A 14,014-nucleotide genomic window follows, 5' to 3' on the forward strand; every position below is an offset into this window, starting at 1 on the left:
GCGCCTACGGAAAGCGCGGCGCCAGATCGGCCTTGAGCCAGTCGATCAGCGCCCGGGTGCGCGCCGGCAGCATCCGTGCATGCGGATAGAGCACCGACAGCGGCCATGGCGCCAGCTCGTAGTCCTCCAGCACGATGCGCAGCTTTTTTTCGGCGACCAGCGGCGCGACCTGATAGGACAGGAAGTGGCCGAAGCCCGCACCGGCGGCGCAGGCCGCGACCGCCGGCGCGGTCTGATTGAACTCCAGGTTGCCGGTAACCTGCACCTGGAACACGCGGCCGTCGTCCTGGAAGGTCCACCAGTGCGGGTTGCCGTTGCTGAAGCGCAGGCAGGGCTCGCGCGCCAGGTCCTCCGGATGGCGTGGCACGCCATGCTTGCGCAGGAAGGCGGGCGTGGCGACCACCACGCGGCGGATCCGGCCGACCGGCTGGGCGATCAGCGTCGAATCGCGCAGCGGCCCGATCCGCACGCCGACATCGACGCCCTCTTCGAGCAGGTCGACCACGCGATCGGCGAAGTTCAGCGAGCAATGCACCGCGGGATAGCGCTGCACGAAGCGCGTGACCGCGGGTGCCACATACATCTGGCCGAACAGCATCGGCGCGGTCACCGTCAGGTGGCCGGCGAGTTCGACCTGGCGCGTGGTCAGGCCGGCTTCGACCTCGTCGATGGTGGCCAGGATGCGCCGGCAGCTGTCCAGGTAGCTGCGGCCGTCCTCGGTCAGCGCCAGCCGGCGCGTGGTGCGGTTCAGCAAGCGGACCTGCAGATGGGCCTCCAGCGCGGCCAGCGTGCGCACCACCGCCGGCAGCGAGGTGCCGAGCGAGGTCGCGGCCGCGGTCAGGCTGCCCTTGTCGACGATCCGAACGAAAGTCTGCATCGCGCGAAGTTTGTCCATGGCGCGACATTACTCCATCTATTGGAGTAGTCAAATACATCTGGCGCGCTTTATTGCAGGCCGGCGGCCGACCACAATGCGGGCATTGGCAAATTCCTTGTGCAAACACACCGCAAGAAAACGGAGCCCACCATGTCCGCTGCATCTTCCCGTCCCGCCGCCCCGCTGGTGCTGTATCACGTGCCGATGTCGGGCCATTGCCATCGTGTCGAGCTGTTGCTGTCGCTGCTCGATCTGCCCTACCGCTGCGAGCTGGTCAACGTCCGCGGCGGCGAGCACAAGCGCGAGCCGTTCCTGCGCCTGAACCCGTTCGGACAGATTCCGGTGCTCGACGACAACGGCACCGTGATCGCCGACTCCAACGCGATCCTGGTGTATCTGGCGCTGCGTTACGACGAGGAAGGCCGGTGGCTGCCGCGCGATCCGGTCAAGGCCGCCGCGGTGCAGCGCTGGCTTTCGGTCGCCGCCGGGGAAATCGCCTTCGGCCCGGCCCGTGCGCGGCTCGCCGGCGTGTTCGGCATGGATGTGCCCGTCGACGATGCCCGCCGGCAGGCCGAGCGGCTGTTCACGGCGATGGAACCGCTGCTGGCCGCATCGGCATTCCTGGTGGGCCCGGATGCCACGCTGGCGGATGTCGCCGCCTATGCCTATATCGCCCGGGCCGAAGAGGGTGGCATCAGTCTGGCCCCGTATCCGGCGATCCGCGCCTGGCTGGCGCGCGTCGAAGCGCTGCCGCGCTTCGTGCCGATGCCGGTCGCCAAGGCCGCCTGATTCATTTGCCGGAATCACCACACATCCCCGGAGCGCGATCATGGAACTGCCGACCTGGCCTCACGACGAATCGCCTTTCCATCGCGGCGAACGGCTGGCGCAAGAGCGCGTCGGCAAGCGCGAGAAGATGGAGGCGGTGGGCCGCCGCATCGTACGCGGTGAAATGCCCGAGCAGCACCGGCTGTTCTTCGCGCAACTGCCCTTTCTGCTGGCCGGCGCACGCACGGACGATGGCGGCGTCTGGGCGACGATGCTGGTCGGCGCACCGGGATTCGCCTATGCGCCCGATCCGCTCGCGCTGCGCGTCGATGCGCTGCCGTTGCCCGGCGATCCGCTGGACAGCGCGCTGCGCGACGGCGCCGACCTTGGCCTGCTCGGCATCGAACTGCCGACGCGCCGCCGCAACCGGCTCAATGGCGTGGTGGCGCGGCGCGATGCCGGCGGCTTCACGCTGGAGGTGCGGCAGAGCTTCGGCAATTGCCCGCGCTATATCCAGCAGCGCGAACTGCAGCCAGCCGGATCGTCATCGGTCGAAGCGCACGCGGGTCTGCCCGCGCCACAGGTGCTGGACCGGCTCGATGGCGACGCGATCGACCTGGTGCGGCACGCCGACACGCTGTTCATCGCCACCCATCACAGCGATCCGGACGCGCCGCACAGCGGCGGCGCCGATGTCTCGCATCGCGGCGGCAAGCCAGGCTTCGTGCGCGTGGACGGCGACGGCATGCTGGTGATGCCGGACTTCAACGGCAACGCCTACTTCAACACGATCGGCAACCTGGTCGCCAATCCGCGTGCAGGGCTGCTTTTTGTCGATTGGGAGGACGGCACGCTGCTGCATGTGGCGGTGCGCGCGGAGATCGTCTGGGACGGTCCAGAAGTCGAGGCCTACGCTGGCGCCGAGCGGTTGGTGCGGATGCGGGTGGAGCAGGCGATCCGGCGCCCCGGCGTGCTGCCGCTGCGCGCCAGGCTGGTCAGCGTGTCGCCGGTGCTGGCGGAGACGGGCGAGTGGCCCGCCGCCGCCGCCGATCACCACTGATAGGTAAGCGTCGCCATCACGTTGCGCGCCTCGCCGTAGTAGCAATTCAACAGGCCGGCGCACGACGACACATAGGTCTTGTCGAACAGATTGGTGGCGGCGATCCGCAGTCCGGCGCCCTTCAGCGACGCGCTGATGCGGCTCAGGTCCAGCCGCATCATCAGGTCGACCAGCGTGTATGACGGCACCTTCAGCGAGTTCTCGTTGTCGGCCCAGCTGGTGCCGACATAGCGTACGCCGGCGCCGACGGTGAAGCCGGGAAAGACCAGATAGTCGGCCCACATCGAGGCCATATGCTGCGGCGCCTGGTACGGCGTGTTGCCGACCACGCCTTCGGGCGACTCGACGTAGCGCATGTGCGTGTAGGTGTAGCTGGCCAGCACCGACAGTCTGTCGGTCACGCGCGAGCGTGCCTCCAGTTCGAGCCCGCGCGAGCGCACCTTGCCGGCCGGCTGGTAGTACGGGGTCGACAGCACGCGCGCCGCGACCTTGTCCTGCGTCAGGTCGTACAGCGAGGCCGACAGCAGCGTGCTGCTGCGCGGCGGCTGGTAGCGGACGCCGATCTCGAACTGCCGGCTCTCGGTCGGCGGCAGCAGGCTGCCGTCGCGGGCGGTGCTGCCGCTCGGATTGAAGCCCTCGCTATAGCCGGCATACGGCGCGACGCCGTTGTCGAACAGGTAGACCAGGCCCGCGCGCTTGGTGAACTTCGAGCCGTCCCACGCCGAGCGCGAGGCGGCGCCGAAGCCGAGGTTCGATACCTTGGCCATGTCCTGGCGGCCGCCGAGCACCAGGCGCCAGCGATCCCAGGCGATCTGGTCCTGCAGGTAGAGGCCGGTCTGCTCGAGCTTGCGGTCGATATTGGCGCGGAACAGGCCGGACAGGCCTGCATTGCCGTAGACCGGATCGAAGGCGTCGATCGGCGCGGCAGCGCCCGATTCCCACCAGCCGTCGACATGGCGGTGCTGGTAGTCGACGCCGAACAGCAGCGTGTGCTTCAGCGGACCGGTATCGAATTGCCCTTGCAGCTGGTTGTCGACGATAAACGCGTCCAGGCTCTCGTTGGCGCCGGAGTAATAGCGCGTCAGCGTGTTGGGGCCGGCCCAGCCATAGCCATAGACCTGCTGCAGCGTGACGTCGGACGACAGATAGCGGAAGTTCTGCCGGAACTGCCAGCGGTCGTTGAACGCATGTTCGAACTGGTAGCCGACCATGCGCTGCGTGCGCGTGAATTCGTTGTGGCCCGGCTCGCCGTCGAAGAAGCTGCGCAGGATGCGGCGGCCGTTGTGCGCGGCGGTGATGGTCGCGTCGGATGGAATCGCGCCGTGATAGCCGCCATGCGGGTCGCGCTGCAGATAAGCCTGCAGCAGCAGACGCGTGTCCGGGCTGATGTTCAGCAGCAGCGACGGCGCGATGGCGAAACGCTCTTCCTCGACATGGCGGAACTGCGTATCCATCGAGCGGCCGATCGCGGTGATCCGGTAGGCGGCGACGCCGTTGTCGTCGAGCGGGCCAGTCAGATCGAATCCCGCCTCGTAGCGGTTGCGGTTGCCCACGGTGACCTGGGCTTCGCCGGCGCGCTCGAACTGCGGCCGCTTGCTGGTCAGCGCGACCACGCCGCCGGGCGAGGCGCGCCCGTACAGCACCGAGGCCGGGCCGCGGATCACGTCGATCCGCTCCAGGAAATACGGGTCGACCTGCATCGAGCTGTAGCTGCCGGGATCGCCCAGCACCTTCAGGCCGTCGAGCAGCGAGTTGTCGACGCTGCTGTCGATGAAGCCGCGCAGCGCGACGTAGTCGTAGCGATTGGTCGCGCCGACCAGCGCGGTGAAGGCCCCGGGCGTGTAGTTCAGCGCCTCCGACACGCTGCGCGGCTTCTGGTCTTCGAGCTGCTGGCGGGTGACCACCGAAATCGACTGCGGCGTCTCGGCGAGCGGGGTGTCGGTCTTGGTCGCGCCGGCACTGCGCCTGGCGACGAAGCCGACACCGGGGCTCAGCGCGGTTTCCTGGCTGCCGGTGACCGTCACCGCGGGCAGCACCGCGGCATCGGCGGGCGCAGCGATGGCCTGTGGCGCCGGCGTGGCGGCCGGCACCAGCAGATAGCCGGCCGGGGTCCTGCCGATCGCGTAGCCGCTGCCGCGCAGCAGCACGGCGAAGCCCTCGTCGACGCCATAGCGGCCGTGCAGGCCCTGCGTGCGCAGGCCGCGCAGCTTGTCGGCGTCGACGGTGATCGCGACACCAGCCTGCTGGGCGTAGCGCGTCAGCGCCTCGGCCAGTGGACCGGCGGGGATGGCGTACCGGGTTTGCGCTCGTGTTTGCGTTTGGGCTTGCGCCTGCGTCTGCGCGTGGGCCCAGGCGGGCAGCGTCATCGCGGCCGCCAGCGCGGCGCCGAGGGCCAGCGGCATCGTCAGCTGAACGGCCAGCGCGCGCGAGTTCGGGCGAGGCCGCGGAGGCCCGGGATGGGTATGGGTCATGATTTCGCGGTTTCCGTGCTTTTGTTGTTGTTGTGTTTGACGGATGAGGGAGCGGAGCCGGAACCGCTCCGTCCGACCGTGTTCTCCCTTTCCCCCTCAGGGGGAGAGGGGGTGGTTTTGAGCGCGTCCCGGGAGCCGGCTCAGCTGCCCTCTCCCCCGCCCCTCTCCAGCAAGCGGGAGAGGGGAGAACACCGAGCGCATCTATTCCGCCGTTTCAGCCGGCGCGTCCACCCACACCAGATACGGCGTCAACTGCCGCACCCGCACCGCCGGCAGCGCATTGGCCAGCAACTGCAGCGCCTGCTCGGTGTCGTCCAGCGGCAGCACGGCGAACACGCGCACGTCGGCAATCTGCTTGCGGTCGTAGCCGATCCAGCCGGGGCGATGCCGGTTCAGCGCGTCCAGCAGCTCGGGCAGCGGCTCGCCGCGGGCGATCAGCTGGTGCCGTTGCCAGGCCTGCTCGATGCTGTCCGCATCGACCCGCTCGATCGGGCCGAGTCCGGCCGCCGTCACGGCGACGCGTTCGCCGGCCGACACCACCGCCTGGCGCGGCTCGCTGCGCGCGCCGGTGGCGCGGGCGCGGACCCTGGATTCCAGCATCGTCAGCACGGTCCGCTGATCGTCGCGGTCGACGCTGAAGCGCGTACCGAGCGCCTCGATATCGGCCTGCGCGGTGCGGACCACGAAAGGCCGCGCCGGATCGCGCGCGACATCGATCAGCACTTCGCCGCGGATCAGCTCGATCAGGCGGCGTCCCTCGTCATAGCGCAGGTCCACCGCGCTGCCGCTGTTCAGCGTCAGGCGGCTGCCGTCGGGCAGCGTGTGGGTCTGCCATTGGCCGGTGCCGGTACGCAGATCGGCCAGCAGGCAGGCCGGCGGCCAGGCGTGCAGCGACAGTGCGATGACGGCGGTCGTCACCAGCGCGGCGGCCAGGGCGCCGAGATGGCGTGCGGTGCGGCGTCGGCGCGAGGGCTTGCCATGGCCTACGCCCTCATGCGGGCCGTCGTGTCGTTCGCCATGTCGTTCATTCCCGAAGGCGGCGCGCAATGCCGCTCGCGCCGGACGGGCATCGCCGCCGGCGTGTTGACGCAGGCCTTCGAGCCGATGAAGCAGCGATTCGACGCGGGCGGCGGCGCGAGCGTGCCGAGGATCGGCGGCCTTCCAGCGCGCGAATTCGATCTGCGCGGTGGCGCGCTCGTCGGGATCGTCGGCCGTCAGCCTCGCAATCCAGTCCGCTGCCTGCGCGACCGGATCGCCGTCGTCAAGGCGCGCGCTCATCCGGCAGGCGATGCCGCGGCGGCACCGGCGCTGCCTGCGTCTTCATCACCGTCATCCGCCAAGGCGCAGTGCGCCAGCGCCCGCACCAGATACTTGTGGATCATCCGCGTCGACACGCCCAGATGCGCGGCGATGGTGGCGTGCGTCTGCCCGTCCAGGTAGTGCATCAGGAAGGCCTCGCGCGGCTTCGGCGGCAGGCCGTCGAGCGCGGCGCTGATCTGCGCCAGCGCCTGCAGCGCGGCGACGGTTTGCTCCGGCGACGGAAAGCCGTCCAGCGAGGCCGCCGCCTGCTCCAGCTCCGCCAGATAGGCCTGCTCCAGCTTGTGCCGCCGCGCGCGATCGATGATCAGCCGCTTCGCCGTGGTGGTCAGATACGCGCGCGGCTCGCGCACGCCGGCCAGCGCATCGCGCGAGGCCAGGATCCGCACGAAGGTGTCGTGCGCCACGTCGGCCGCGTCGTGCGGGCAGGACAGCTTCTTGCGCAACCAGCCGAACAGCCACGAATGATGATCGCTGTACAGCGCATCGATCGGCGGTGACGGCAGGGACTCGGCGGCGGACATGGGAACTCCGGCCATGGCGAGAGCCAGGTCCGGTGATGATCAGGAAATGAGAACGATTCGCATTTTATGGGCGTGGATGGGGTTTGGCAACCTGCAGGTCCGGCATCACGCCAGCTCGCTTTCATGCCAATGCGACAGCGCCAGCCGCGACAGCATTGCCATCGCGCCGAACAGCAGCACGCCGGTGACCGTGATCAGCACCAGCGCGGCGAACAGGCGCGGGATATTGAGTGCGAAGCCGGCCTGCAGGATTTGATAGGCGAGCCCCGCGCCCGTGCCGCCGGTGCCGGCGACGAACTCGGCCACCACCGCGCCGATCAGCGCCAGGCCGCAGGAAATACGCAGGCCGCCGAAGAAATACGGCAGCGCGCTCGGTATCCGCAGCCGCCGCAACGTATCCCAGCGCGTGGCCCGGTTGATGCGGAACAGGTTCAGCAGGCCGGGATTGACGCTGCGCAGGCCCAGCACGGTGTTCGAGATGATCGGGAAGATCGCGACCATGGTGGCGCAGATCACCAGCGCCAGCGTGGGCTCCTTGACCCAGATGATGATCAGCGGCGCGATGGCGACGACGGGCGTGACCTGCAGCAGGATCGCATAGGGAAACAGGCTGGCCTCGATCAGCCGGCTCTGCACGAACACGAAGGCGGCCGCGGTGCCCAGCACGACGGCCAGCGCGAACGCCAGCATCGTGATGCGCAGCGTCACCCATAGCGAGCCGGACAGCAGCGCCCAGTCCTCGACCAGCGTGCGCGCGATCGCCGATGGTGCGGGCACCAGATAGGGCGGCACGTCGAGCCAGAGGCAGACGGCCTGCCAGGCCAGCAGCATCAGCGCGCCGACGGCCAGCGGCGCGGCGATGCGTTGCACGGCGGGACGGGACAGCAGGGGCGATGCCATGATCGGATTCCTTGGTGGTGCGTCGCGGCCGCTACGCGGCATCGGCCGGAGCGACGCCGGTATTGGCCTGCGCCAGCAGCGCTGATAGCCGCGCGCAGTGCTGCATGAATTCAGGGCTGACGCGGTAGGCCTCGTCGCGTTGCGCGGGACCGTCGATCGCCACGTCGGCGATCACGCGGCCCGGCCGCGCCGCCATCACGACGACACGGCTCGACAGATAGACCGCCTCGTAGATGCTGTGCGTGACGAACACCACGGTCAGGCCGCGCTCGGCCCACAGCGCGCGCAGATCGGCGTCGAGCCGGTTGCGCGTGAATTCGTCGAGCGCGCCGAACGGCTCGTCCATCAGCAGCAGATCGGGCTCGGTCGCCAGCGCCCGCGCGATCGATACGCGCATCTGCATGCCGCCGGACAGCTCACGCGGATAGACCTGGCCGAACTGGGAAAGGCCGACGAGGGCAAGCGCACGCCGCGCGCGGTCGTCGGCCTGCTCGCGCGGCATGCGCGCCAGATCGAGCGGCAGCCGGACGTTGTCCGCCACCTTCGCCCACGGCATCAGCGTTGCTTCCTGGAACACCATCGCCAGCGTGCGGCGCGCGCCATTGGCGACGGCGGGTTTGGTGCCGGGCAGCGTGCCCTCGCCCCACCAGCGCAGATGGCCGGCCGATGGCGCCTCGAGTCCGGCAAACAGCTTCAGCAGCGTGCTCTTGCCGCAGCCGGACGGGCCCAGCAGCGAGACGAATTCGCCCGGCCGGATCGACAGCTTGACGCGTTCGAGCGCCACGGTGCCGTTGGGATAGGTCTTCTCGACCTGGTTGGCGAACAGGATCGGCGCGTCCGCAGCGCCGGTATCGCGAGGGCCGGCGGACATGGCTCAGGCACCGACGACGGGTACGCGGAACACTTCCTTCTCGCCGTGCCGCTCCAGCAGCTCCAGCAGCATCCTGCGCATCAGCAGGCCCGGCTTGTCCGACTCCATATGGAACTCGACCCGGCGGCGCGTATCGATGCAGGCGTCGTAGTCGGTGGCCTCGAGGATCTCGCGATCTTCGGCCACGATCGGGGCGTCCCAGGCGATCAGCTCCTCGGTGGAACAGTCTTCCTCGCGGTCGTTGCGGTACAGCCATTGCGACAGCATCACCGTGCGGTCGTCGATCGGCGTGGCGCAGTTGTAGATGATGTGATGGCGTCCGCTGGCCGGATAGATGCAGCCGAAGCGGCGCGTGAAGGGCATGTCCCAGCGGTTGAACATATGCCGGTGGGTGATCGGCTCGGTGGTGCCCGTCACCCGATGGCCAGCCTCGATATTGCGGATCGGCACCAGCGTCTCGGCCTCGAAGCCCCATTCGCGCTGCGTCAGTTCGTATTTCTCGGGTTTGGGCTGGTCGGCGATGCCGAAATTGGCACGGTGGACGAAGCTGAAGTGCGAATTGTCGAAAGCGTTCTCCATCACGCGCAGCGGACTGGTGTTCCAGCGCTCGTAGTACTGCAGGATGCGGCGATAGGCGGGGTCGCCTTCCTCGGGGAAATCGGGAATCGGCTGCAGCGGATCGTCCAGCGCGACCCAGACATAGCCGTACTTCTCCTCGGCGCGATAGGCCGGCACGCGGGCGCCGGCAGGGACCCGGTTGTCGGGCGCCTGCGGAATCCGTACGCAGGCGCCGGAGCAGTCGTATTCCCAGCCGTGATAGCCGCAGACGATGTCGCCACGCTCGTTGACCCAGCCCTTGGACAGCCTGGCGGTGCGGTGGCAGCAGCGGTCGCGCAGCGCGGCCAGCGAGCCGTCGGGGCGTTTCCACAGCACCAGCTCCTCGCCGAGCAGCGTGAAGGGCTTGGGGCCGTCGTCGAGCATCGAGACCGGCATCAGCGCGTACCAGAAGCGGCGCAGCACGGGTTGTCGGGTGACCAGCATGATGAATCCTTGGAATGCGAAGGGAAGACGCGCGATGGCGTCGGGTTGGAATGAGGGCTGCGAATGGCGGGCGCTTGCCCTCAGGGCATGACCCTCAGGTCCTTGACGAACTGCGTGGTGTAGGCCTGCTTCCAGTCGGTCTCGGCCTTCAGCAGCCCCGCGCCGACCATGAAGTCGCGCGTCTTCTGCCAGCGCGCGTCGGTCATCACGCCGATGCCCTGGCGCGCGGCGTCGCCGCCGTCGACCAGCCGGAACTCCTTGAGCTTGCCCAGCGCCCAGGCAAGCTGGTCGTCCTTCATGTTCGGGTTGTCCCGCTTGATCAGCGCATTGGCCGCGGCTGGATTGGCCAGATAGCTCTTCCAGCCCTCCATCGATGCCCGCACGAAGCGCGCGACCAGATCGGGCTTGTCCTTGACGGTCTTCTGCATGGTCACGATGGTGGTGCCGTAGGGCGGATAGCCATCGTTGGCGAACAGGAAGAAGCGCGTCTTGACGCCCGCCTTCTCCGCGGCGAACACCTCCGACGAGGCGTAGGCCTGCTGCGCGGTATTGCGGTCGGCGAAGAAGGGCTGCAGGTTGAAGGTGTAGACGCGCGATTGCGCCTCGTCGAGCTGGTACTTCGCCTTCAGCCACGGCCACCACGTGGTGCGCCCCGAGGTGGAGACCAGCACGGTGCGGGTCTTCAGATCGGCCAGCCCATTGACGTCGTCATGCGTCATCATCCCTTGCAGATCGCTCTGGAACGAGGTGCCGACCGTCGTCACCGGCACGCCCTGCTCGATGCTCTTGAGCACCTGCAGGTCGTAGCCCATCAGGAAGTCCGCCTGGCCGCTGCTCAGGATCTGCATGCCGTTGACCTGCGGCCCGCCCATGCGGATGGTCACGTCGAGACCGTGTTTCTTGTAGATGCCTTCGGCCACGGCCTGATAGAAGCCGCCGTGCTCGGCCTGCGCGTACCAGGAGGTCAGGAAGGTCACCTTGTCGGCGGCGAAGGCCGTCAGCGGTGCGATGGTCAATGCGGCCGCGGCCGCGGCTGCGAATGCGCCGGCAAGCAGGCGCCTGCGCGGGCCGTGCGGGACGATGGGCGATGCGGTCTCTGCCGCGAAGGAGGGAGCGAGGTGCGACGTGTTCATGGGGCCTGGGGTGTCGTGTCGTCGTCGAAGGGAAGGGCGAAGCGGGGCCGCACCGGCGCTTACGGCGGGCGTGGTACGGCGAGGCGATGGGACCGGAAGGAATGGCAGGGACGGGACATCGTGTGCGCTCTCTCTCGTTCGCGGCCGGGGCGGCCGGGTTCAACACGCGGTGCGCGGATGGCGCTGCCGGTGACGACCGGTGGTCGTGAGAGCAATGTCCCGCGCCGGAGCATCGGCCTGCGATGGCGATGCGGCGGCGCTAACCGCTTCTACTCGAGCGGGAATGTCGCAAGAGGCATGCCACGCGGGATCGGCGCGCGCGGTGGCATCGACGCGGCCCGATGCGCCAACTGTGGGCGCCGGGGTTGGGATCGCATCGCGGGTTTGGTGCGGCGTGATGCGATCCGGTGCGGCTCAACCCCGGTGCGGCTCAACCCTTGGGCTTGCGATTGAGCAGCGCGGCGCAGCGGCCGAAGGCGGTGGTCAGGCAGCAGGTGTCCCCGCTCCAGTCGCCGCCGCGGACGATGCCATCGGCGCCGGCAATCAGCCGGCGCTGGCAGCGGCCGATCGTGGCGGGCGCCGGGTCGGTCGGCGCGCGCGCTTCGCGCGGTCCGCTGCCGGGCGCCTGCGCGCGCGGGAATTCGTCGACCCAGACGTAGGCGTTGCCATTGGCGAGGGGCTGCACGGAGGCCGGCGGGCCCCATTGGGTACTGGCCTGGTCGATCGGGGTCCCGCGCCACGAGTCGACGATCGACTGCATCGCGCCGGTCTGCTGGCTGGCGCAGCCGAACAGCGACGCGGCGGCAAGGGCCGTGGCCACGGCTGTCGCTGTCGCCTTCGCTTTTGCAAGGCACCGTCGCCAGCGCGAGGCCCGTGTGCGGGCCGGGGATGAGGCGCGAATCGAAGGCATGGCGGCTCCCGCTGCGGCTGTTCCGTTACGAGGCAGGCTATGCGACCGGGCGCGCATTGCCAAGGCGGCAATGTGCGGCGGCGTACAGACGATCGACTCCTTGACTATCTCGGCTGGTGCGCTCGATGGCTGGTGGTTGCTCAGAACTCGAATAGCGGCAGCGGCGTCTGCGCGGCGGGTATGCGCCTGGGCCGTGCCGGTCCAGCGGCGCTGTCTCGTCGCGCGGCGACGATCGGCTCGCACGGGCGCAGCTCGAAGGTCGACGGACGAGGCAGCACGACGGCCTCCGCAAGCAGCCGCCCGCAGTGCGGCGCCAGGATCTGATAGCTGTCCAGGTCGAAGCGGGCCGGCTCGCCCAGCAGCGTCTGCGCATCGTCCAGCGAGGCCACCGAACCCAGATAGCACCAGTTATCGAGGACATGCCATTGGGCGCGCGCATGGTCCTGCTCGCGCCAGGCAATCGGGCCGGTGAAGGGCCACGGCGCGACCGCCAGCGGGCGCAGCGCGTCGGCCAGGCGCTCCCGATGGGCGCGCAGCGGCTCCGCGCCGACGCAGGCCCCAGCGCATCGATGGAGCTGGCGCGCGAAACACGGGGTTCCCATCCGGCTCCGCGGCTCCAGCGTCAGCGTGGCCTGGCAGAGCCCGTGCTGCTCGGCGAGCTCGCGCAGGCGGGCATAGGCGCCGGCGCGGCTGGCGCTGACAGCGAACAGGCCGCGATGACGACTGAAATCGGTGTCGCGGTCCGACCGCAGGCGCGGCGCCATCAGGCCGTCCGGCAGTTCCCACGCGAACAGCGGCCCCTTGCGCCGCAGCAGCGTGTTGTGCACCGGCTCCAGCTGCTTGACCAGCAGTGCCTCCTGCAGCAGCGCACCGATCTCGCCGCCGGTCTCGCGCCACTCGACCCGCCGCACGGCGCGCGACAGGCGCAGGTCCTTGCCGTAGCGATAGTCGCCGGAGAAATGCGCGCCGATCCGCTGGCGCAGATTGACGCTCTTGCCGACATAGAGCGGCGTGTCGTTGTCGCCGTGAAACAGATAGACGCCGGGCGCCTGCGGGACGTCGTCGAGCGCGGTCTCCTCGAGACCCGCCGGCAGGCTGGCGCGCTTGACCAGCGAGGCGATCGCCGACTCGACCAGCTCGACCGAATAGAGCCCGTGCACCTGCTGCCAGAACTGCCACAGCAACTCGGCGTCGGCGAGCGCGCGGTGCCGGCCTTTCGGCTGCAAGCCAAAGCGGGCGATCAGCGCGTCGAGCCCGTGGCGCTCCACCGACGGGAACAGCGCGCGCGACAGCCGCACGGTACAGAGCACGTCCGCCCGGAAGGTAATGCCGGCGCGGCTGAACGATTGCTTCAGGAAGCCGTAGTCGAAGCGGGCGTTGTGGGCGACGAACAGCTTGCCGTGCAGCCGCTCGGCCAGGCTCTCGGCCAATGTCTCGAAGGTCGGCTGCCCGCGCACCATCTCTTCGGTGATGCCGGTCATGCGCTGGATGAAGGGCGGGATCGCGCAGCCAGGGTCCAGCAGCGTGTCCCATTCGGTCACGCCGTCCGGACCGACCTCGACCACGCCGATCTCGGTAATGCGGTCGCGCTGCGCGTCGGTGCCGGTGGTCTCCAGATCGACGAAGACGATGGGCCTGGCCAGTGCGGTCGCCAGGGTGGCGGCGTCGAGCCGGCGCGGGGCGTCTGCGGGCAGGCGCTCTGCTAGATAAGTAGGCTGATCGTGATGGCTGGGCAGGTCGGGCATCCAGCGATTCTAAGCGCCGCGCAGGCTTCGAGGCCCATTGCTAGCCAAGTGAGCGATGCGGCGCCTGCAAGGTTGTTCGTTGCTTCCGCAAAAAAGGCTTGCCACGGCTGTCACGCTCCCTTAATATTCGCCCCCTCGCAGCCGAACGGCGGCGAGGTTGACGGGGAAGGCGAAGGCGCTGCGGTGCTGGAGCCGCAGCAAAAAGTGCTGACAACCTGTTGACGAGAAGCGAAATGTTCTGCATAATCTCGTTTCTCTGCTGCTGACAACGCAGCGACGCGAACGGCAAAGCCGGCCGCGCAGTTCTTTAACAAACGAACAACCGATAAGTGTGGGCGCTCGATAGCGGCAGTCACAGCGGGTCTTCGGATCCGTGGCTCAAAAGTTATCAAGTGCT

The 14,014-nt window shown here is 68.8% G+C and carries 12 protein-coding genes; 2 read left to right on the forward strand and 10 right to left on the reverse strand.

Translation table 11 applies throughout. The annotated features are described in order from the left end of the window. Positions 1-4: 4 nt before the first annotated feature. Positions 5-895 carry a LysR family transcriptional regulator gene (locus F7Q96_RS11850; protein ID WP_053824450.1) on the reverse strand — a complete coding sequence of 297 codons (891 nt, stop codon included), beginning with the start codon at positions 893-895 and terminating at the stop codon, positions 5-7. Positions 896-1,027: 132 nt separating this feature from the next. On the opposite strand from F7Q96_RS11850, the gene F7Q96_RS11855 reads away from it, so the two are divergent. After that, positions 1,028-1,666 (forward strand): glutathione S-transferase family protein, encoded by a 639-nt coding sequence (locus F7Q96_RS11855; RefSeq protein WP_053824449.1) that lies wholly within the window; start codon positions 1,028-1,030, stop codon positions 1,664-1,666. Between the two features lie 40 nt (positions 1,667-1,706). Beyond that, positions 1,707-2,705, forward strand: coding sequence for a pyridoxamine 5'-phosphate oxidase family protein (locus F7Q96_RS11860; RefSeq protein WP_053824448.1), 999 nt, complete (start codon positions 1,707-1,709; stop codon positions 2,703-2,705). Here the strand turns inward: F7Q96_RS11860 and F7Q96_RS11865 are convergent. The 9 genes from F7Q96_RS11865 to F7Q96_RS11905 form a co-directional block, all read right to left on the reverse strand. Beyond that, a complete protein-coding gene (locus tag F7Q96_RS11865; protein WP_053824447.1) occupies positions 2,696-5,176 on the reverse strand; it encodes a TonB-dependent siderophore receptor in 2,481 nt (826 codons plus the stop codon). The two genes, F7Q96_RS11860 and F7Q96_RS11865, sit on opposite strands and share 10 nt — an antisense overlap. Positions 5,177-5,377: 201 nt before the next feature. Then, positions 5,378-6,454, reverse strand: a complete 1,077-nt coding sequence (locus F7Q96_RS11870) for a FecR family protein (RefSeq protein WP_053824446.1) — start codon at positions 6,452-6,454, stop codon at positions 5,378-5,380. After that, positions 6,451-7,017: a sigma-70 family RNA polymerase sigma factor gene (locus F7Q96_RS11875; RefSeq protein WP_053824445.1), complete on the reverse strand. Its 567-nt coding sequence runs from the start codon at positions 7,015-7,017 to the stop codon at positions 6,451-6,453. Before F7Q96_RS11875 ends, F7Q96_RS11870 begins: the two co-directional genes overlap by 4 nt. Before the next feature lie 105 nt (positions 7,018-7,122). Further along, a complete protein-coding gene (locus F7Q96_RS11880; protein ID WP_053824444.1) occupies positions 7,123-7,917 on the reverse strand; it encodes an ABC transporter permease in 795 nt (264 codons plus the stop codon). Between the two features lie 31 nt (positions 7,918-7,948). Next, positions 7,949-8,788, reverse strand: a complete 840-nt coding sequence (locus F7Q96_RS11885; RefSeq protein WP_053824443.1) for an ABC transporter ATP-binding protein — start codon at positions 8,786-8,788, stop codon at positions 7,949-7,951. Positions 8,789-8,791: 3 nt separating this feature from the next. After that, positions 8,792-9,829 (reverse strand): aromatic ring-hydroxylating dioxygenase subunit alpha, encoded by a 1,038-nt coding sequence (locus F7Q96_RS11890; RefSeq protein ID WP_053824442.1) that lies wholly within the window; start codon positions 9,827-9,829, stop codon positions 8,792-8,794. A gap of 80 nt (positions 9,830-9,909) precedes the next feature. Next, positions 9,910-10,962: an ABC transporter substrate-binding protein gene (locus F7Q96_RS11895; RefSeq protein ID WP_082371831.1), complete on the reverse strand. Its 1,053-nt coding sequence runs from the start codon at positions 10,960-10,962 to the stop codon at positions 9,910-9,912. A gap of 430 nt (positions 10,963-11,392) precedes the next feature. Continuing rightward, positions 11,393-11,782 carry a hypothetical protein gene (locus tag F7Q96_RS11900; RefSeq protein WP_053824441.1) on the reverse strand — a complete coding sequence of 130 codons (390 nt, stop codon included), beginning with the start codon at positions 11,780-11,782 and terminating at the stop codon, positions 11,393-11,395. A 230-nt stretch (positions 11,783-12,012) separates the two neighbouring features. Then, a complete protein-coding gene (locus tag F7Q96_RS11905) occupies positions 12,013-13,617 on the reverse strand; it encodes a 3'-5' exonuclease family protein (RefSeq protein ID WP_082371830.1) in 1,605 nt (534 codons plus the stop codon). Positions 13,618-14,014 lie beyond the last annotated feature (397 nt).

The organism is Cupriavidus gilardii (assembly GCF_008801915.1).
GTDB lineage: Bacteria > Pseudomonadota > Gammaproteobacteria > Burkholderiales > Burkholderiaceae > Cupriavidus > Cupriavidus gilardii.